This window comes from Candidatus Hydrogenedentota bacterium, assembly GCA_019695095.1.
Classification (GTDB): domain Bacteria; phylum Hydrogenedentota; class Hydrogenedentia; order Hydrogenedentales; family SLHB01; genus JAIBAQ01.
Map to the genome: position 1 here is coordinate 1 of JAIBAQ010000111.1, position 19,194 is coordinate 19,194.

The following is a 19,194-nucleotide window of genomic DNA, read 5'->3' on the forward strand; positions in this document are numbered from 1 at the left end:
GCCCTGTCACGGCAGAGGTCGCCGGTTCGAGCCCGGTCGTCCCCGCCATCTAAAGTTATTGACGCCAAGCACTTCCGAAAGGATGTGCTTGGCGTTTTGTTTTTCCTGCCTTGTAGCACCGTAGTCTTGACGGCGCATTTGTGACAACATCAATCCCGGATCTTGTCGCTTGATTGCAGATGATTTCGCTTTGTGTGATTGCATTGCTCCAGTCGGCTCTGCAAGAATTGCCCCCCTCTGGAGTCTGAATGACAATCCTGCCGGTGAGTGGCATTTAACTCATCTGGTCATGCGACGCCGTCTTCTCGGCCATGAAAGGAAATTGCCGTGGTCCGCTTCCGTTCACTAAGCGCTCTTTTGGTTGCGTTTATTGTCGCCAGCCCGGTCTTTGCGGAAGGGTATCGCGCCATTCTCAAAGACGGAGGCCGTGAACTGCCCATCTGCGTGGTCAAAGGGTCTGCCTTTGAAATGGGGAAGGCGTTTGGTCAGTTGTTTCCGCAGGAATCGAAGGCGCTGATCGAGCGAATCATCGGCGCATCTCAGGCGGAGGGTGGCGACGAGTATTCCAACGAACGGCTGGATGCCGCGTGGGCCGCGACGTCTCCCTACGTCAGCGAGCACGTGAAGGAGGAAATGCGCGGACTGGCGGAAGGGGCGAGGATTCCCTTGGAGGCGGTCATTCGCGCGCACATGATTCCGCTCATCTCCACGTATTCGTGCAGCAGTCTTGCCGTGTGGGACGAGGCGACGGCAAGCGGCGATCTTTTCCTTACACGAAACCTGGATTGGGAGTTGGAATTGCGGGCGCATGACTTTCCGGTCTTGGTGCTGTATCTTCCGGAGGACGGCATCGCGCATGTGAACGTGACGTTCGCGGGATATGTCGGCTGCAACACGGGCATGAACAATGCGGGTATCGCGCTTGCGGAAATGGGTGACTCTCCGGATAGTGACAAGCCTTATGATTTGAACGGTTATCATTTCACCATGTTTTTCCGCGACATGTTGTACCAGGGCAAGGGCATCGATCAGGTTCTCGACATGCTGCGCAATACAAAGCGCATCAAGAAGTATCACTACGTCATAGGCAGTGGCAAAGAGAAGCGTGCTGCGAAGATTGTTGCCCACGCGCCCAATCTCGCGATCTTCGAAGACAACGACCCGAAGGACGAGTTCGCGCCGAACGTCATGGAGAACTGCGTCTACAACGATGAAGGCCGTGGCGCTTTCCCATTGCTTAAGGAGCAGTATGGAAAGATAACGGGCGAGTCGATGATGGAAATCGCGAAGTCCATTCCGATTAAAGGCGGCAATGTCCTTGACGTTGTCTATAACGCAACCGCGTTCGAGATGTGGGTGACGTATGCCGAAGGCGAGACCGAGGCCTACAAGCTGCCTGCCGTTCACGTGGACTTCAAGCAGTACCTCGATTTCGCAAAGCCCCCCGTGCCTGTCATCGCGAAGACCGACGGCAAGACAGTCGAAGGTGACGTGGCCGGCGGCACGCAGAAACAGGGCGACGCGAAGTTCGGCAACTTCACGAAAGAGAAGTGAATTCCCTTCAACGTGTCTGCCAGACTTTGGCGCTGATGTTAACCGGTCCCGTGTATGAACGGTTTCGCTCCCCTTAAATACACATTGCCGGCCATCCACACCGGCAGCTTCGCCGTGTCGTAGGGTGTCATGACGGCGCGCTCTCCTCACATGATGGGGGTGGCCAACCCGCCAATTATGCGGTAGAGGTGGGTGGTAATCTCTTTGGTGGTTAGGCCTTGAGCGCCGGGAAAACCGCCAACGTCGCGATAGTGCGTATAGAAGTCCTTATCGTCCGGGGGAAGCGGTTCTTTGCCGGGGAGGAGTTCGAAACTGCTTGTATTGCGCAATGGCCAGATATCGATGGGGGAGAGGCCCGAGATGCCTTCGATAAGATAGTTGACGTCGGACAGCGGAAACTTCTTCTTCGCGATAACCCAACTACTCCCTGGTCCTGTTCGCTTTAGAATGGCGTCCTTGACAACCTTGGCAATGCGCGGGTCTTTTATGAGGACACCGGCCTCCGTGTCCAAATGATCGGACCGCGGATCGATGTTATACGACCCGACGAAAACGGTTTTGTCGTCGCACACGAATGATTTTGCATGGACACTGACGAATGGTTTGTGCCTGGTTCCTTCCTGTTGCGCGCGTTGCTCGAGATCGGCGTAGTTGGGGAGGAGCGCATGCAGGTCGTCGGGAAAAGGCTTGAGCTCGTAGATGTGGAAGCCGCAGTTCTGAATGTAACTCGGCCTCAGCCGGTAATTGGCGGAATACGCCACGGTATTGTCCGTAGCGCCGAAACTGTTGGTCGAAATGACAACGCGGACCGCCGGGCGCCTGCGGTGTAACTTGCGGAAGTTTCTACGCGCGCGATTATTGAGGATAAGATACGGGCTTTGAATGACCAAGTTGTCTTCGGTGCTGCTCATGATTCGGCGGATGCGCCACGTAAATTTGCCCCCGCTCCAAATCCAGAATCCCGATTTTTTCCCGGGGGCGTCGGCCATGAATTCAAGTTTGTCTGCCTTCATGAATGTGGACACGAAGTGTTCCTGAATCAGGCCTGCATCGTTGGCTTGCGAGTCGAGCTCCTCGAAGCACCCGTTGAATCGGAAGTCATCCTTGCTCTCGAGGCGGTCGAACGAATTTGACTTGATAATGGCCGCTACATCGAGCAATTCGGCGCTCGGAACACTGCGCCAGAACTTCCAGTACTCCCTGAACGAATGCGCCATGGATGGCAACACCGGGCCAATGACCACCGCATCGCGATCCAGAAAGTTGTAACTTGTGGAATGGTTGTAATAGTGGTTGTCGATGTTGCGGCCACCGGTGATCGCGATGCAGTCGTCAAAGATCATCAACTTGTTGTGCATGCGTTGGTTGGTATTTCGAAACGACAGGAGCGCCGTGGTCACTTCCACGACCTTCGGCGGATCGATGAGATTGGCGGGCGGACGATAGTACTTGAGCAGGAAGTTTGGATGGGCCGTGGCAAGAAACGCGACCCACTTCCCGTCGCGATCCGACATAAAGTGGTCGACCAGAAGTCGAACTCGCACGCCACGTTTGGCCGCCTGAATCAGTTCGTACATCATTAACCGGCCACACTCGTCGTTCTCGAGAATAAATGTCTGAATGTCGATCGAACGTTGCGCATTTCGGATTAGATGAACGCGCAGCAGTAACGCCCGGTAACCGTCGTCGATGATGGCTACACGATTATCTTGGGTTTCGTCGTTCTGGCCGAGGGATGCCTGCGTTATCTGCTGGGCGAACGAAAACAGCGGAGAATCATAGGCAGGCGTAGAGTCGAGTCCGCTGGCGGCGACCGTCGACGCCACGAGACATGTATAAATGACGGCGCTTAGCGTCATACCTCAACCTTCCACCAGGATTCGCTCGCCGCTCATGCCGACGATGATAAACCACGATAGCGTGACAGACAACGGGTCTGTCCACTTCTTCCAAGTCCTCTTGCCTTCTTTCGCGCGCGGGCTACCAGACTTTCACGCTGAACTCATCTCCGCCCGAGATTGAGAACGGTCCGGGCGTGGGCGTTGGAGTGGTGCGTTCTTTGCCAAAGAAGTCTTCGGTTAGGCGGAATGGCGAACCGTCCCTTTGTTCATAAGGGGCACCCGAAATAGCTGCTTTCCCGAGCAATTCCGAGTTCACCACCTGGCAGCCTTTGCCCGAACTCCAAGCTGGGTCCACGGCAAACTCGAGGTAGGTGCCGTCATCCTTATCGACCAGTTGCACACCAGGATCCACATCGGGCAACGCCAGCGCTTCGACCTCGTGTTTTGACGGTTTCGCACCCTTCAAATACACATTGCCCGACATCCACACCGGCAGCTTCGCCGTGTCGTAGGGCGTCATATCGGCGCGCTGGATGAACACGTTGTTGTACCAACGGTCGTCTCCGCAGGGATTGTCGTGCATGCCGGCGATTTCCGTGGAATGCGCTTTGTGATACGGGGTCATGCGCGCATCGTAGGCGATAATGTGGATAGCGCCCCCGATTAAGTTGTGCACATATGCGCCACCCTGTGAGAGCGAAAGCAGGGTCGTAGGGGAGAGGAAGACGTTGTTATCCACCATGAAAGGACCATGGTCCACTTCAACAAAAAGGTCTTCGGAGATATTGTCATGGAAGAGATTTCCGGTCACGCGCGAACCCTGATTCATCCAGTCCAACCAGATTCCCCGGCACGTGCGGCTTATGTGGTTGCCGCGAATCTCCACGTCAATGGCGGCGTGCAGTTTGATGCCTGCCATCTCTGCACCCGTGAACAACTGCCGGACGTGGATGTCATGAATTGAATTGCCGGTGATGGTGCTGAACACAGCTCCAAGGCTTCCCACGATACCGGTCTGTTCGCATGCATAGATCGTGTTGTTGCGCACGGTGTGATGGCCGATATTGTCGCCGCTCCAGCCGCGCTGGATGGCTCGCTCTATGGTCTTCACATATCCCTCGGCAGTGTCGGCGGACGTGTTGTCGAATTCATCGCCGTGTTTCCCAAGGGCAATGCCGGAGCATACCGAGTGACTGACGGTGTTGCTTTCAATGATCCAGCCCTTGCTCCAGTTGGTGCCGACGATCCCGATTTGTTCCGCCGTCGGCGGGGCCCAGTTTGTTGCCGCCTTGCACAAGTTGAACCCGCGAAGCGTGATGTAGTTGATTCCCGTGTTTTCAGGGTAGAAGACGGTCTGTCGGACATTGATTTCAACGTTGTGCGAGTTGGGACCGACGTTGATGAACTGTGCCCAAATGGTCGTGTTCTTGTCGTCCACCTCGGCAAACCAAAGCGGGGTATTGCTCAAGTTCGGCTGTACAGCGCCTCTGAAGACCAGACAAATTGTCTTGACGCCACTTACGGGCTTGATCGTGGTTTTGAAGCTGGACCACGACTGCCAGTCCCCGGTGTTCGGAACAGCACACGAGCCAAGGAGTTCCCCTTCCGGTCTATCTGCGTGAATCTCGATGGTACCGCCGCGCGAAGCAGAGGCAGCGCGAATCTCGATCGATTTTGCCCCCGCTCCGAAATCGACATCCTTGTACTTGACCCAATGGCCACGCTGAATAAAGCCGATGCACTCGCCGCCTTCCGAGCAGGGGGCGTTTTGCGTGCCGCTCTTTTCGGTATATTTGGAAGCTTCAACCCACGGGGTGTCCTTGGATTCGTCGAGGGGGCGCCACCGTGCTACGTTGAGCAAGTATTCGGGATCTGCCGAACCCAGCCATGACGGCACCGTTCCGCGCGGCGCCATGACCTCGTCAAGTTTCGCGGCCTCGATAAGCCAGTTTCCGTCGAGATAGACAGCGCCGGTGTGATGAGGTCTTTCTTTTGGATTAAACCAGTCGCCGCGGATGAGATCGCCGTAAGGATTGAAATCGCCGAAGAATGAATTGGGTAGGACGACTTTCCATACATCGCCCTTCACGTACTCCCAGTTCTTGATCTCCTCCGCGCCCGTGATGGTCACTTTCTCGCCCAGAGCTGCTTGGTATACGATGCGCTTCGAGTCCGATTCGCCTCCGCGCGGTGGGTTCACGCGTTCACGATAGACACCTTCGTGGACAGTGATTGTGTCGCCTGGCTGCGCTACCGCGGCAGCGGCGGAGATTGTCTTGTAAGGGGCCGTTGGCGAACCGTCATTCTTGTCGTCTCCTGACTTGGAGACGTGAATCTCTTTGGCGAATACGCTGAGAGAAGTCAGTGATGTTGTGAGAATGATGGCGAGTATCGGCAGACCGGAGCAATGCATGTGACGTCCTCCCTCATTACGCGCATATAAAAACGCAATCCGAAAACGTGCTTGTGCTTCTCCCCAACCCCAGCACGTCACGCATGCGGACACAAGCCGCGCCCCTGATCATAGCGGTTGTCGCTCCGAAATCGAAATCCTTCCTTTCTTCAATGGGTTTGGCGAACCGGCCAAAATGAAAAGCGGACGGTGCAGAGCCATGGGTGCCCTTGCCCGCCCGCTTGGACTGTCTTTCGGCGGCTAGTTTGCGCCGGTAGTCAGAGCAGTAACCTTGTTAGCGTATTCACCAGGATAACGGTCGAATTGAACGTGACCATCCATGAAGAGGATGTTTGCGCCGCCAGGCACGTGATTGAATTCCGAGATGACTGTCGAGAGCGAGTCGAACATGACGGGGACTCCACTCTGCGCCAACGCGGAGGCAGCGGGATTGTTGATATCGGAGATGAAGAAGCGCTCGATGCCTTCACGAAGGCGATACAACGTACCCCTGCCAGTTGGCGTCAACCCGACGGCGGCCATAGCATCGTCCGTGTCGACGTCGTTGTCAGCAAAGGGGAATGCATCAGCGGGTGTCGCGGCGTTGCTTATGCCGTCGGCCGCCGCGCCGAGTCCAACTAGCGGATCGACGACAAAACCCAGTGAGACCATGACCGCTATCGAGGCGGCCGTGTTGTTGGCGTCGAGTCCGTCCAGGGCGGGGTCATTGGCGTTGGCGGTTCCCGCAATCTCCGACGGAATCAGCGCCCACGCCAGGTATATGTAGGAATCGGGTGTGAACGCGCACGGCGCGATGGACCCAGTCGCCACGTTTCCGACTCGCCAGTCATACGTATCGTCAATAGGGCTGGGACGGCCGGAAGACGGGCATATCAGTACGCTGGCATCAGTCAGGTACTCGGGGTATACCTGACTTCCCTGGAAAAAGATATACGAGGTGGTTCCGTCGCAGTTCTCTCCAGACGCAAACACGCTGCTTGGAAACTTCTCTCCCTTGGATTCGTTGGCGTACATCTTGAAGACCAGACCGCATTGCTTGAGATTGTTCTGACAACTTGCACGCCGCGCCGCCTCACGAGCGCGCGCCAGCGCGGGCAGTAAAATAGCCGCGAGAATTCCAATGATGGCAATAACGACCAACAACTCGATCAGAGTGAAACCGGAAGTACGTGCACGATTGATCATGGCCCCTCCTTGCGTGGTTGACCGGCACCAGTTGCCCAACTACTGACAGAAACGGAGTTGCTGACAGCTACTGCGTCGAAACCAGAACTGCAAAAGTGGACTTCATGAAAAGGGGAGAATGCCTTGCATCTGTAATTGATGATACCGCCGATCTCGAAAACTGACAATACCCTTGTGCGGGCCTCCGGGAATCGGCTGCCGCGGATGCAGCGCATCACGAGGTCAATCCAAACCTACTTATAAACGCGGCCGTCGGGAGGGTGGTCCCGGCATGAGAATCTAATTCTTGGCCCGTGGGCGATTAATGGTTACAGGCGTGGCCAGCAATTTCTCCAAATTGTGCCCCTTCGTAAGCCAGGCAAGGTCGAACTTTGCAAACGACATGGCGTCGTAGGGTTTCTTCTGGCCTCTCTCGAAGAGCAGGTAAATGTTCCCTTGGTTGTCCGCCGCGAGTGATGAATAGGCGCTTGGACCTTCGTAGATCAGCCGTTTCACGGGCCATGTCTTGCCGCGGTCGAAGCTCGCCCATACTGTCATGCGAATGCGTGTTCCTCCGGGATTGTCCGGCGTGCTGAAAACGAGCACGTCTTTGCCGCCCGTAGTTTCCAGCGGCAGCCGTGCCAGACCGGCGTTGCATCCATAGCTGGGTTCCGTGCCATATTTGAAGTAGAACGGCTCGCCTACCTCACGCAGGTCGTCACACACGCGCCAATCAACGTACATCGCACCTCCGTCGTAGCTCCACGCTATTCGGCGGCGATCGTCGATTGACATATGCGACCGTGAGTTGTAGTAGATATCGCCATTGGACATCTCCGCAAGCGTCCCTTCCCCCGTTCCACTTTGCACGGGGCCACTGACCTGCCACGTCTTGCCGCCATCGTCGCTGAACAAGGAGGAATTGTAGTGATACGGCCACCATTCCTGCGCATTGGATCCTTTCGGCGGCATGATGCGTCCGGGCATCAGCAGTCGGCCTTTGTGCTCGCCGTACTGAAGCGTCACGCCTGACTCGGAGCAACTCGTTTCGATGGGGATGCCGTCGGGAGTACCGTGTCCGTAGGGATTGGGCTTGAGCGTTATCATCTCGCGAGCCCACGTGAGGCCGTTGTCTTTGCTGCGCCACAAATAGCCTTTATTGGCACACACCACCAACACGTCGCCCGTGGTTCTGTCGACGATGGTACTCCCGTTTGCGTCCGGGCCTATTTCCTGAATATCGCTCCACGTCTTTCCGCCGTCCGTGCTGCGTCGCAGTAGCTTGCCGGACTTCGCAGTCGCCAGAATGGTCCCGTCCTGCGCGACATCGATCTTTGGAATGCGTTCCTTCGTGAAGAGGTCGGTGATTACGAGGTCCGGCGCAAGCGCAGGAGCAGTATGCGATGTCGTTTGGCAGCCCGTCCCAATCACAGCGAGTAGATGGACCGCAAGTGTAGTGAATAGGTACTTTCTGCGGAAGACATACAGACATCCAGTCTTCATGCTCAACCTCCTACTACAATGGGTCTATCGGCAGATTATCCCTGTAAATCATGCAAAAGATGGATGACTTACAAAGATAACGGGACACTTGCCACTCTTCTGCAGGGCGAACGCTGGTCAGTCGCCGTGCTCTACGACCAACACGTTGTGAATTCCCAACCCAGCGATCTTTGCAGTCAGCATGCCATTGCTCCATGTCCACTCGCACCCGGCCTTCTCCGGGCCCATGAAGACGCGCTTCGGACGTTTGTCCACCGGAATTGTGACGGTGAACGGCCCGGAATTGGGTACGTCTTCGACGACATGTCGGTTTGGCGCGGTATAACCCGCCGAGGCGCGATTGACGAACTGGATGAGCAACCTACCGTCCTTTTGGCGCGCGGACATCTCAATCCACCAGGGTCCGCTCACGTGAGCGAGCTTTGTCGTGACGAGCGCGTTCGCGGCATCGCCGAGGAAACGGCGCAGCAGCGGATAATGCGTGTGGTGATACGCGCGGAAAGCGGGTCCCGTGACGGTAACTACACGGCCCTTGCCGAAGTTGTTCACGATTGCCGCGGGCACCCCGACTCTATTGAGAGCAGGTTCTTGTTGATTCAGCAAGGGAGCGAGCTCGGTCGCTGAAGTAAGCGACACGCTTTGCCAGGGGCCGTTTACAGCCACGCACCCGTTGCCGGCGGGAACGAACGAATTGCCGACGAGTGCGTCCTCTTTTGGCGTGGCACCCGTGATATCTCCGAATTCCTTGACGGCGGTCTGTCCGCTGAGGAGTAGCTGTCCGCCATCGGAAACATATCGGCGAAGCGCCTCGACCACCTCTTGCGGCAACTCTTCCTGCTCCGGCACGACGACCATCGGATAGTGTGCGATGCGCTCAAGGAGCATCTCCTCGTTCAAGATGTCGACTGAGTACCCATTCTCCAACATCGCGTGCAACGCGCCTTCCATCGGGTGGTTGGCGTCGCGGAAATTGAACAGCGGATCATTGTGGCGATAGTAAAACGACTCGCTATGCAGGATCGCCACCTGGGGAATCGTCTGCGTTTTGAAGCAGTATTCCTTGCGCGCGCGACAGAACTCTGCCACCTCAGCGTAAATGTCCTGATGCCATTCCGTCAGGCGACCCGACCGTTGCGGCTGATCGTAGATGAACACGGAGCCACCCTGCGCCAAGGTCACTGCGAGTTCCTGACACATATGCGGTGCGGGCTTGAACGTCCACTGTCCGTCGCCGGTCTTCAGGAAAGCCCACGCCATCAGATTCCACGGCAATCCGCGCGCGGCAAGGAATCGCGACTCTGCGCACGAACGTTCCGCGCCGAAGCTGGGATCGAAGTCTCCGCTTAGATAATCGACGGGTGCGGCGATAGGCTCCGGTTGGCGAACGCTGTACATCCAATTGCTGCAAACCGCGATGGAAGGCTTCCGTTTATGAAGTGCTTCCGCATACTTCTGCACATGTTCCACGAACAAGGTCCGTTGGAACGCAAGCCATTCCGCCCAATGCGGGTCGCCTGGCTTGCGGGGAACTTCTGAGATTCCGGTGCGCTTCGTGAACTCCGCGATGCACCGCTCGCTCCAGGACGGCTGACTCGCCCAATTCTCTCCATCAATCCACACCCCGTCGATGTCGTAGTTGTCGACAACTTCAATGAGCTGCGGGATCATGAATTTCTCGGTGTAATCGCTCAGCGGGTCTGTGTTGTTGGGATTGGGCTTGCCCTCGGCGTTGATGTTGGCCCATTCCGGATGCAACTCAATGGCGCGCGTGTCCCATACGCCCGAGTAGTGAATCGAAAGCGGAATGCCCATGTCCTTCGTGACCTTGCGCCACACGGCCAATGCATCATTGACGATTCCCGGTGATGGCGACCCCACTTTTGAAGGATAACCGGTCCAGCCCGGATGACCCTTGCAGTCGTACTGCACGTAATCGGGTTTCACCTTCTCGAGCATGGCGCGAATGTGCTCATACGTGGTTTCCCGGCCCAATTCGGTGTCCTGCGGACCCGGGTGTAGATCATAGTGAAGCCCGAAGAACGCATCTGCCGGCCACTTGGGCTGGGCGTCGGCTTGGGCGGTGGTTGCGAGTAAAACGAATAGGCCGGCGATCATCATGGAAAGAACCCCCTTAAGTTGTCGCTGTTACCATGTGCGATTGCCGGGGGCGGATGCAAGTTTGAGGGTGGTGGGAACAGATAGGGGAGAATCGTTTTGGAGTATTGGTATCGATCAATCCCCCGAAGACTCAAATCTCAGCTTCCATGAATCGGGGTGACGCTTCAGATGCATGACTGCAACTATGAGCAAGGATTCAGTGCGGACTTGATACACTATTGCGTAAGGGAAACGCTTGGTTCTACACCGGCGAGTACGTCGGAGAGGACAGCCCATGCGTCAGGGAATTGCGTGATCCGCACTATGGTTTGTCTGACTTCGGACGCGAACTCAAAACCGAGTCCTTCACTTTGGCTGTTATAGAATGAGATCGCATCGAATAGCTCCCCTTCTGCAATGCTGAGGAACTCGATATTCATCGATCCGCTTCGCGGTTTATCCGATCGAATACTCTGCTGATGGGGGATGTGGTGAGTTTGCCCTGTTCGTAGGCATCAATGCGATCTTCAGCTTCTCTTGCCCACAAGGCATCGATTTCGTGTCGCTCCGGAAAATCGAAACTGGAGAGGATTTCTTCCACCAGCGTAGCCCGCTCAACAGGAGGCAGTTGAAGTGCGTCGACGAGTATTTCCTTTGAACTGGCGTCTGAGGCATTCATGATCGGAGTCCATAAGTTCCTGCAGTGAAGAGGCATTATCGAGGTCCACCCCCGGCTTTAGTCCTCCGGACCCAGAGACCGGCAGGTACAGCTTGCGCTTTGCCATTGTCATACCTTTAAAGCGGTACTCGCGAACGTCTTCACTCACAACGGTGCCCTCATGCGCGAGAGAATAGCGCCCGTGCATCACACTGTCAAAACCTCGTTCACCTTGTTCACCGAACTTGGGACTCTGTCAAGACCTCTCGGATTGCGCGTGGCGGTTACTGCAATCGCCATTCTTTCTTGAACATTGTTAATCTCGTGGATTCATGGTAACCCCATTGGAGACTTCACGGCTCACGGCTTCTGAGGTTACTGCACCTTCGGCTTATTGATCTCCGCCCAGACTCTTCGATTTATACGTTCAACTAATTCCTCTGACTCCTTGACAGTGCGCGAAAGGTCAGAACCACGGCCCTCGTTAACCCAGATGAAGTATATCGCTTCAGGCGACTCCATGGGTCCCATCAAAACAATAGACCCCACAGGGATGGGAACCCCCCAAAAGTGTGGATATTGTATTTGTTTTTGTTCACATAAATGACGAAATCATCAATCTTAATCTTCCATGCCATCGTCTGTCCCTCGAGGAGAGTACCTCGCCCCTCCAAGAGCATTATCCCCTTGCGTAGGTCGCTAAGCTTTGCGGAAGGTATGCTTGCCTTCTCGTACTCCTGCCACGGCTTTGTCAAAAGCCTCCTGGCGTGTTCAATATTCGGATCTCTGAAAGAGACATGCCAACGAATACATTGCGCTGCTATACAGTCTCCAACCCGATGTGAGGACCCATGTGATCGAAATCCCTGTCGTTATGGACAAGAGCAAGTCCATTCTCGGCACAATAGGTTCCGATAAGCACATCTATCGTTTTGCGTACAGTAATGCCTCGTGAGCGCAGTAGCCTGTAGTTGGCAGCTGAGCGCTCAGCAATATGGAACCCGACCATTTCGTGCTGAGGGAGGGCAAGGAGGAGCGACGAGATCTCTCTGCGCTGGTGATCGAGGCGTATGCCCTGCATTATCTCGCAATAGATCAGGTCACCCATTGCGACCAGGTCCTGATCGAGGTAGTGGTCCACCTTTTCTACTACCAAAGGGTCGCCGTCGTTCAGGTACTCCACCCAAGCAGAGGTGTCGACAATAACCATCTCAGTCCCTTCGCATCTGATCGAGGTCGCCTTCCCACTTGATCTTTCCACGCAGGCGGCGGAGTCTTTGCTGGCTATTGACCTGCACTAAGAGCTTCAATGCTGCATCAATGGCAGATTTTTTTGTTTTGTAGTCACCCGATTTGAGTGCGCGGGACATCAACTGGTCGTCAATGACGATATTCGTTCGCATAATTCATCTCCTCAATGTGTATAGATTATACACATTGAGGAGCCGTGTCAAGCCTGGCAGTTGGGCCGTCGAAGAAGGAAAGTGCACGAGAGTGTTGATGTATTTCAAGGTTTTTTCTGGATGGTTAGCGAGCAGGCATGGGCACAAAAGAAGCCGTCCCCAAACCCGTGGGCTTGGGGACGGCTGAACGGTTACAGAATCAGGCTACTTGCGGCCTTTTGCCTTTGCCTTGGCTTTGCCTTTGGCGGCAACTTTCTTCGCAGCGGCCTTCTCTTTGCGCGGCGTTTCGATAGCGGCCTGTGCGGCGGCCAAACGCGCGATGGGTACGCGGAACGGGCTGCAGCTCACGTAGTTGAACGCGGTGCGGTGGCAGAACTTCACCGAGCTGGGCTCGCCGCCGTGCTCGCCGCAGATACCGACCTTGAGGTCCGGACGGACCGAGCGGCCTTTCGCGACGGCCATCTCGATAAGCTGTCCGATACCTACCTGGTCGAGCACCTGGAACGGATCGTTCGGAAGGATCTTCCTCTCGATGTAGTACGGCAGGAACCCGCCGATGTCGTCGCGGGAAAACCCGAAGCCCATCTGCGTGAGGTCGTTCGTGCCGAAGCTGAAGAACTCGGCGTGCGCCGCAATCTTGTCGGCGACGAGGCACGCGCGCGGCACTTCGATCATCGTACCGACCATGAAGCTGAGCTTCATCTTGTACTGCTTCTGAACTTCTTCCGCGACGCGACGGACGATCGCAGCCTGGTTGATGAACTCGTTCTCGTGACCAACGAGCGGAATCATGATTTCCGGGAGGACCTTCACCTTCGCCTTCGTCAACTCGGCGGTCGCTTCAAGAATGGCGCGCGCCTGCATCTCGGTGATTTCCGGGTACGCAACGCCAAGGCGACAACCGCGGTGGCCGAGCATCGGGTTCAGCTCGTGGAGCTGGGCGATGCGCGCGCGGATCTTCGCGGCGGGCACCTTAATCTGGCCCGAAAGCTCTTCGACCTGCGCGTCGGTCAGCGTGACGAACTCGTGTAGAGGCGGATCGAGCAAGCGAACTGTTACCGGCTTGCCGGCCATCGCCTTGAAGATGCCGATGAAGTCTTTCTTCTGGTAGGGGAGAAGCTTCATAACGGCGGCACGGCGAACTTCTTCGTTCTCCGCGAGGATCATCTCACGCATGTGGATGATGCGTTCCGGCTCGAAGAACATATGCTCGGTGCGCGCAAGGCCGACGCCTTCGGCTCCGAACGCAATCGCCTGCGCGGCGTCTTCAGGACGCTCGGCGTTCGTGCGAACGTTGATCTGACGCGTCTCGTCGACCCACTTCATGAGCTTCTTGTAATACGGATTCAGGTCGGGCTGCGCCGGAAGCACGCCGACGGCGCCTTCGTACACCTTGCCGGACGAACCGTTCAAGGAAATCCAATCGCCTTCCTTGATGACCTTGCCGCCAACCGTGATGGTCTTGTTACGCGCATCAATGTGAAGCGCGGCGCAACCCACGATGCAGCACTTGCCCCAACCGCGCGCGACAAGCGCCGCGTGGCTGGTCATGCCGCCCTTCGCCGTGAGAATGGCCTGGGCTACGTGCATACCGTGAACGTCTTCGGGCGAAGTCTCGTTACGGACGAGAATGACCTTCTTACCTTGCTTGGACCACGCTTCGGCGTCGTCTGCCGTAAACGTGACTTGACCGACGCCACCGCCAGGACCGGCCGGAAGGCCCTTCGCAAGCACGTTGGCTTTCTTTTCGGCCGCAGGATCGAGCATCGGGTGAAGCAACTCATCAAGCTGTTCTGGCTTCACGCGGCGAAGCGCCGTCGTCTTGTCGATTAGCTTGCTCTCGCACATCTCAACGGCCATGCGGACAGCAGCCGTACCCGTGCGCTTACCGGTACGCGTCTGTAGCATCCAGAGTTCGCCGGTCTCGATCGTGAACTCGATGTCCTGCATGTCGCGGAAGTGCTTCTCAAGCTTGCAACGGATATCGTACAGCTTCTTGTACGCCTTCGGATTGACTTCTTCCAACGACTCGTGGTGCGCCGTGTCTTCCGTCTTCGTGGCCTTGTTCAGGGCCGACGGCGTCCGGATGCCGGCCACAACGTCTTCACCCTGCGCGTTCACAAGCCACTCGCCGTAGAACTTGTTTTCGCCGGTTGCCGGATCGCGCGTGAAGGCCACGCCGGTCGCCGAGGAGTCGCCCATGTTTCCGAAAACCATCGCCTGCACGTTGACGGCCGTGCCCCAATCATCGGGGATGCCTTCGATACGGCGGTAGGAAATGGCGCGTCTGCCGTTCCAGGACTGGAACACGGCCTTGATGCCGCCCCAAAGCTGGGCCTTCGCATCGTCGGGGAAAGGCTTGCCAATCGTCTCTTTGACGATCTTCTTGAAGTCTTCGCAAAGCTGCTTCAGTTCGGCAGCGGTGATGTCGGTATCGCTCGCGTAGCCCTTTTCCTTCTTCAGGTGCTCCATGTGGTGCTCGAGCTTCAAACGGACGCTCTCGCCATCCTTCGGCTCGATACCGGCGGCCTTTTCCATCACCACGTCGGCGTACATCATGATCAGACGGCGATACGCGTCATACACAAAGCGTTCGTCGCCGCTCTTCGCGATGAGACCGGGGATAGTCTTCGGGCAAAGGCCGACGTTCAACACGGTGTCCATCATGCCGGGCATCGACATCCGGGCGCCGGACCGAACCGAAAGCAGGAGCGGATCTTTGACGTCATCGAACTTCTTGCCCATGACTTTTTCGACTCGCGCCATCGCCTTGTCGACTTCCTGGACAAGTTCCTTCGGAAGGTTGCCCTTGTTCTTGTAGTAGATCGTGCAGACTTCAGTCGTAATCGTGAAACCTGCCGGTACCGGAATTCCCATGCTGGACATTTCGGCGAGGTTGGCGCCCTTGCCGCCCAACAGCTCTTTCATGTCCGCCTTACCCTCGGCTTTGCCTGCGCCGAAGAAATAGACCATTTTCTTAGCCATCGATGCTGTTCTCCTGACGGGCGCAACGGCTGGAACATCCCCCGATTCAGCCCGTCCTTTGTTGAAATGTCGTCGAGTCAAGGGCATGACTCGCCCCTACGCAAAAGACAGGGGATCTTACAGGTTGTAGACAGCCTGATGCAAACGAGATGCCACCGGAAACGAATAGCCGCTTGCGGCGACGGCACGAGGCGGAACGACGCGATTCGCCTTAGCGAGTGCCGGAGGACTTGACGCGCTTCGGTGCATCTGGCACTGTTGCCCTTGGAAGTCGGCCCAGCCATGTGCCGCACTCGGGGAGAGAAGATACATGAAACAAGTCACGCTGCTGCGTCTGTTGGCGCTTCTCTTTATCGGGATTGTCGGTTCGCGCGTGTCCTTAGCCGAAACCACGCTCGACTGGCACGTCACTGTCGCCGCCGACGGCGCGCACAATGCGTTCACGGACCTGATTCAATGGAAAGGCGCCTATTACCTCTGCTTCAGGCACGGCGGTTCTCACGCGACCATGGACGGCGACATCCGGGTGTTCTCGAGTACGGATTTGAAAACGTGGACCCCATGCGGTGTATTGGACACGCTGGGCGACGACCGCGATCCGCATTTTGTAGCGACCGACGACACGTTGTTCGTGTACTTTGGTACATGGGATCTTGCGCATCAAGAAGGCCACGCCTTGCCCAGCCGCGGAAAGGTCCGTTCCTACTTCGCTTCGACCCAGGACGGTACAACGTGGTCCAAGATCCAGGCTGTATATGAACCGGGCTTCTGGATGTGGCGCGTGCGACGTCACGACGGCGTCTTCTACAGCGCCGCGTACACGGCGGTGCGGCCCAAGCCAGATCTTCGCGAGACGCGACTCGTCAAGTCCACGGATGGTCTCGAGTGGACGACCGTTGCCACGGTAACGACGGAACGCATGGCGGGGGAGGCGGACTTCTATTGGACACCCAGCGGCGAGGTCTGGCTTATCTCGCGAACCGGCGATGAAGCGGGTGATGCTCAGTGGTTCCGAAGCGATGCTTCAATGACCTCATGGAAAGGCGCTCCCACCGGCGTTTTGATTCACTCTCCGGCAATCGCGGAATGGAAGGGGCGAGTGTTCATCTCAGGACGCGCCAAAAGCGAAGGATACGTTACACGACTGTGGGAAATTGTGGGCGATACCATAGTCGAACGTTTTACGTTGCCAAGCGCTGGCGACACGTCCTACCCGGGATTGATAGTCGATCCTGCGTCGCTCTCGACGGATACCCCCGCCTTCTTTGTCAGTTGGTATTCTCAACACGAAATTGACACGGCCGACCCAGCAAAGAAGAACGCCGCAAACGTCTATGTGGGCCGTGTGACTGTTGCGCCATAGAGACGAAGAATCACTCCCTATAATCGGCCAACTTCCTGACTGCTTCGGCGAGCGCTTCGTGTGCGCGCATGGCGCGCCATGCGCAAATCATCCAGAACAGCGTGACAAATACGCCCCACCCCATCACCAGGAGCCCCAGAAAGCCGATCCCGCCATAAGGGCCGAGCATTTGGAGAAACGAGGCGTTTTCCATTTCGAGAGGTCTCCTTCCTGTTAATGGGCCATGCGCCCAAGTATGCCAGTAGCATTCACTAGTTCTATGTGATGCTCTTCTGTACGAGAAGGTTGCACGTTTGACCGTTAAATAACAATAACCGTGTCGAAACGAAGGTGGAATTGCCCCATCGATTTCCTCATGATGTCGGTGAATTCCAAGAAAAGGCGCGGAGGTTTGCCATGAAATGCAATCGTCTTGTGCTTGCGCTCGCACTGATACTCAGTGTGGGGTGTGCGCGTAACGTTCCCATTCGAACGGACATGTCTCCCGAAATCTGCATTCCCGGCACCCTGCACAAGGCAGAACGCTTGCGCTGCTACAGTGCCGTAACGTTGCGCGCGATGCTCTGGGTTTCCGATCTCCCGGGGCATGTGGCCATCAAGCACGGCGTTCGCATCTACCGGATCGAGTACTGGACGACGAACTACGATGGGCAGCCCACCGTCGCCTCCGGTTTGGTCGCACTGCCGAAGAAGGTCGAGCCCGACGCCGTTGTGGAGTGTCTGCACGGAACGACCACCTTGCGCAATGCGACGCCTTCAAAGCCCACACTCCTCGAAGGCGTGGCTGGATCGGCCGTCTTTGCCGGGGGCGGTTATCTTCTGCTCATGCCCGATTACATTGGCCTGGGCACAAGCCGCGCGATGCATCCCTATCTTCACGCGAAGACAACGGCTGACACTTCCATCGACATGCTCAAGGCGGCGCACGCATTTGCCGGAACGATCGGCGTTTCGTGGCCAACGTCGCTCTACCTCACCGGATATTCGCAAGGCGGACATGCCACTGCGGCTACGCAACGCGCGTTGGAGGCACTCAATGACCCGCGCTTCCAACTTGTCGCGTCTGCGCCGTCGTCCGGCACCTACAACCTGGCTGACCTCATTTTCCCCTTCGCGCTGAAGGGCGAGTCTTCCGCGCATTCGCTCTACCTTGCCTTCATGGTCCGCGCGTACAGCGCCATCTACAATCAGCCCATCGAGTCAGTGATTAAACAAGAGTACGCCGTACAATTGCCGGTCCTGTTTGATGGTGAGCACGACGGCGACCCGATCATGAAAGCCCTGCCGCGTAACCCGCGCGACATGTTTACCGCGAGCTTCCTCGACGACTACGACAACGGCCGCCCCACGTGGCTGCTGACGGCCCTGCGTGAAAACGAGACGTATCTCTGGACCCCGAAAACGCCGATGCGCGTATATTACGGCACCAAAGACGTCGACGTGACCCCAGAGGAGAGTGTCCAGGCGGCGGCCGAATGGACCAAGCGCGGCGCCAAAGTGGAGCTTGTTAACGTCGGCGATTACGACCACGATGGCGCAATCTTTAAGTCGGTGCCGATGATCCGGAAATGGTTTGATGAAGTCCGCGCACAGCAGAAGGCAGGGAAAAAGGCCGCGCAGGGATTGAAGGCGCTGAGATCCGTATACGCCGCGAAGTAGAATTCCTGATTAGGGCCCGGCAATTAGAGATCGTTCAGTATCCGCTCGCGTTGTTCAGCGTATTCCGTTTCGGAGACCAGCCCCTTGCCGCGCAATTCGTCGAGCTTGGCGAGCCGTTCTTCGACGCTCTTGACTTCCGCGTTCTCTTCGATCGTTTGAATGGCGCCAAACGTCTCGTTGAGCGGATCGGGCTCTTCGGAGCCTGTCGTAATCTCGACTGCCGAATACCGGTTGGGACTCGTCGCATTCCGCAGACTATAAACGACACTCGCGATTCCCGCCACGATAAAGAGCACGCCAAACAAGGGGAATATCATAGGGATCAGACCGAAAATACCGATCTGACCTCCGAAGCCTTTGTTGAGCACGCTTGAAGCTCCGAACGCCATCGCACCTGCGAGGATTGTCCACAAGACTCCAAACCCGATGAAGATCACACCGCCCACGGCGCTCATTGCGGAAGGCCCCCGGCCCGGCTTGACGCTATACACGATGTACCTTCCTCCTTCTTGTTACCGCTTTGGATGCCGTTTCAGTGGTGACGGTTTATTGTC

Annotated in this window: 14 protein-coding genes and 1 pseudogene; 3 read left to right on the forward strand and 12 right to left on the reverse strand. The window is 56.6% G+C overall.

Annotated features, from left to right (window positions below; all coding sequences use genetic code 11):
• Positions 1-327: 327 nt before the first annotated feature.
• Positions 328-1,554, forward strand: coding sequence for a hypothetical protein (locus tag K1Y02_17025; GenBank protein ID MBX7258067.1), 1,227 nt, complete (start codon positions 328-330; stop codon positions 1,552-1,554).
• A gap of 146 nt (positions 1,555-1,700) precedes the next feature.
• On the opposite strand, the gene K1Y02_17030 is transcribed toward K1Y02_17025, so the two are convergent.
• From K1Y02_17030 to ppdK, 10 genes and pseudogenes are all read right to left on the reverse strand, one after another.
• A complete protein-coding gene (locus tag K1Y02_17030) occupies positions 1,701-3,413 on the reverse strand; it encodes a phospholipase D family protein (protein MBX7258068.1) in 1,713 nt (570 codons plus the stop codon).
• Between the two features lie 121 nt (positions 3,414-3,534).
• Complete coding sequence (locus K1Y02_17035) at positions 3,535-5,808, reverse strand: carbohydrate-binding protein (GenBank protein ID MBX7258069.1); 2,274 nt, start codon at positions 5,806-5,808, stop codon at positions 3,535-3,537.
• A gap of 240 nt (positions 5,809-6,048) precedes the next feature.
• Positions 6,049-6,993 carry a DUF1559 domain-containing protein gene (locus K1Y02_17040; protein ID MBX7258070.1) on the reverse strand — a complete coding sequence of 315 codons (945 nt, stop codon included), beginning with the start codon at positions 6,991-6,993 and terminating at the stop codon, positions 6,049-6,051.
• A gap of 279 nt (positions 6,994-7,272) precedes the next feature.
• Positions 7,273-8,475: a glycoside hydrolase gene (locus tag K1Y02_17045; protein MBX7258071.1), complete on the reverse strand. Its 1,203-nt coding sequence runs from the start codon at positions 8,473-8,475 to the stop codon at positions 7,273-7,275.
• A 117-nt stretch (positions 8,476-8,592) separates the two neighbouring features.
• Positions 8,593-10,593, reverse strand: coding sequence for an alpha-L-fucosidase (locus tag K1Y02_17050; GenBank protein MBX7258072.1), 2,001 nt, complete (start codon positions 10,591-10,593; stop codon positions 8,593-8,595).
• Between the two features lie 114 nt (positions 10,594-10,707).
• Positions 10,708-11,012, reverse strand: a pseudogene (locus K1Y02_17055) (type II toxin-antitoxin system RelE/ParE family toxin).
• Positions 11,009-11,251: an addiction module protein gene (locus K1Y02_17060; protein MBX7258073.1), complete on the reverse strand. Its 243-nt coding sequence runs from the start codon at positions 11,249-11,251 to the stop codon at positions 11,009-11,011. The pseudogene K1Y02_17055 and the gene K1Y02_17060 overlap by 4 nt, the downstream one beginning before the upstream one ends.
• Before the next feature lie 799 nt (positions 11,252-12,050).
• Entirely contained in the window at positions 12,051-12,440 is a 390-nt protein-coding gene (locus K1Y02_17065; GenBank protein ID MBX7258074.1) for a PIN domain nuclease, read from the reverse strand.
• A gap of 1 nt (position 12,441) precedes the next feature.
• Positions 12,442-12,633: a type II toxin-antitoxin system VapB family antitoxin gene (locus tag K1Y02_17070; protein MBX7258075.1), complete on the reverse strand. Its 192-nt coding sequence runs from the start codon at positions 12,631-12,633 to the stop codon at positions 12,442-12,444.
• 204 nt (positions 12,634-12,837) lie between these two features.
• Entirely contained in the window at positions 12,838-15,618 is a 2,781-nt protein-coding gene (gene ppdK / locus K1Y02_17075; GenBank protein ID MBX7258076.1) for a pyruvate, phosphate dikinase, read from the reverse strand.
• A 310-nt stretch (positions 15,619-15,928) separates the two neighbouring features.
• On the opposite strand from ppdK, the gene K1Y02_17080 reads away from it, so the two are divergent.
• Positions 15,929-16,981, forward strand: a complete 1,053-nt coding sequence (locus K1Y02_17080; GenBank protein ID MBX7258077.1) for a glycoside hydrolase — start codon at positions 15,929-15,931, stop codon at positions 16,979-16,981.
• A gap of 10 nt (positions 16,982-16,991) precedes the next feature.
• Here the strand turns inward: K1Y02_17080 and K1Y02_17085 are convergent, their stop codons facing one another.
• A complete protein-coding gene (locus K1Y02_17085; GenBank protein ID MBX7258078.1) occupies positions 16,992-17,174 on the reverse strand; it encodes a hypothetical protein in 183 nt (60 codons plus the stop codon).
• Positions 17,175-17,377: 203 nt separating this feature from the next.
• Here K1Y02_17085 and K1Y02_17090 point away from each other — a divergent pair, with 203 nt between their 5' ends.
• Positions 17,378-18,640 carry a lipase family protein gene (locus tag K1Y02_17090; protein ID MBX7258079.1) on the forward strand — a complete coding sequence of 421 codons (1,263 nt, stop codon included), beginning with the start codon at positions 17,378-17,380 and terminating at the stop codon, positions 18,638-18,640.
• A gap of 23 nt (positions 18,641-18,663) precedes the next feature.
• On the opposite strand, the gene K1Y02_17095 is transcribed toward K1Y02_17090, so the two are convergent.
• A complete protein-coding gene (locus tag K1Y02_17095) occupies positions 18,664-19,131 on the reverse strand; it encodes an SHOCT domain-containing protein (GenBank protein MBX7258080.1) in 468 nt (155 codons plus the stop codon).
• Positions 19,132-19,194: the final 63 nt, after the last annotated feature.

Excerpts from the sequence above, each read along its gene's own strand:
- K1Y02_17065 (MBX7258074.1), bottom strand. The coding sequence starts at position 12,440 with ATGGTTATTGTCGACACCTCTGCTTGGGTGGAGTACCTGAACGACGGC.
- K1Y02_17030 (MBX7258068.1), bottom strand. The coding sequence starts at position 3,413 with ATGACGCTAAGCGCCGTCATTTATACATGTCTCGTGGCGTCGACGGTC.
- K1Y02_17085 (MBX7258078.1), bottom strand. The coding sequence starts at position 17,174 with ATGGAAAACGCCTCGTTTCTCCAAATGCTCGGCCCTTATGGCGGGATC.
- ppdK (MBX7258076.1), bottom strand. The coding sequence starts at position 15,618 with ATGGCTAAGAAAATGGTCTATTTCTTCGGCGCAGGCAAAGCCGAGGGT.
- K1Y02_17060 (MBX7258073.1), bottom strand. The coding sequence starts at position 11,251 with ATGAATGCCTCAGACGCCAGTTCAAAGGAAATACTCGTCGACGCACTT.
- K1Y02_17070 (MBX7258075.1), bottom strand. The coding sequence starts at position 12,633 with ATGCGAACGAATATCGTCATTGACGACCAGTTGATGTCCCGCGCACTC.
- K1Y02_17035 (MBX7258069.1), bottom strand. The coding sequence starts at position 5,808 with ATGCATTGCTCCGGTCTGCCGATACTCGCCATCATTCTCACAACATCA.
- K1Y02_17080 (MBX7258077.1), top strand. The coding sequence starts at position 15,929 with ATGAAACAAGTCACGCTGCTGCGTCTGTTGGCGCTTCTCTTTATCGGG.
- K1Y02_17050 (MBX7258072.1), bottom strand. The coding sequence starts at position 10,593 with ATGATGATCGCCGGCCTATTCGTTTTACTCGCAACCACCGCCCAAGCC.
- K1Y02_17045 (MBX7258071.1), bottom strand. The coding sequence starts at position 8,475 with ATGAAGACTGGATGTCTGTATGTCTTCCGCAGAAAGTACCTATTCACT.
- K1Y02_17090 (MBX7258079.1), top strand. The coding sequence starts at position 17,378 with ATGAAATGCAATCGTCTTGTGCTTGCGCTCGCACTGATACTCAGTGTG.
- K1Y02_17040 (MBX7258070.1), bottom strand. The coding sequence starts at position 6,993 with ATGATCAATCGTGCACGTACTTCCGGTTTCACTCTGATCGAGTTGTTG.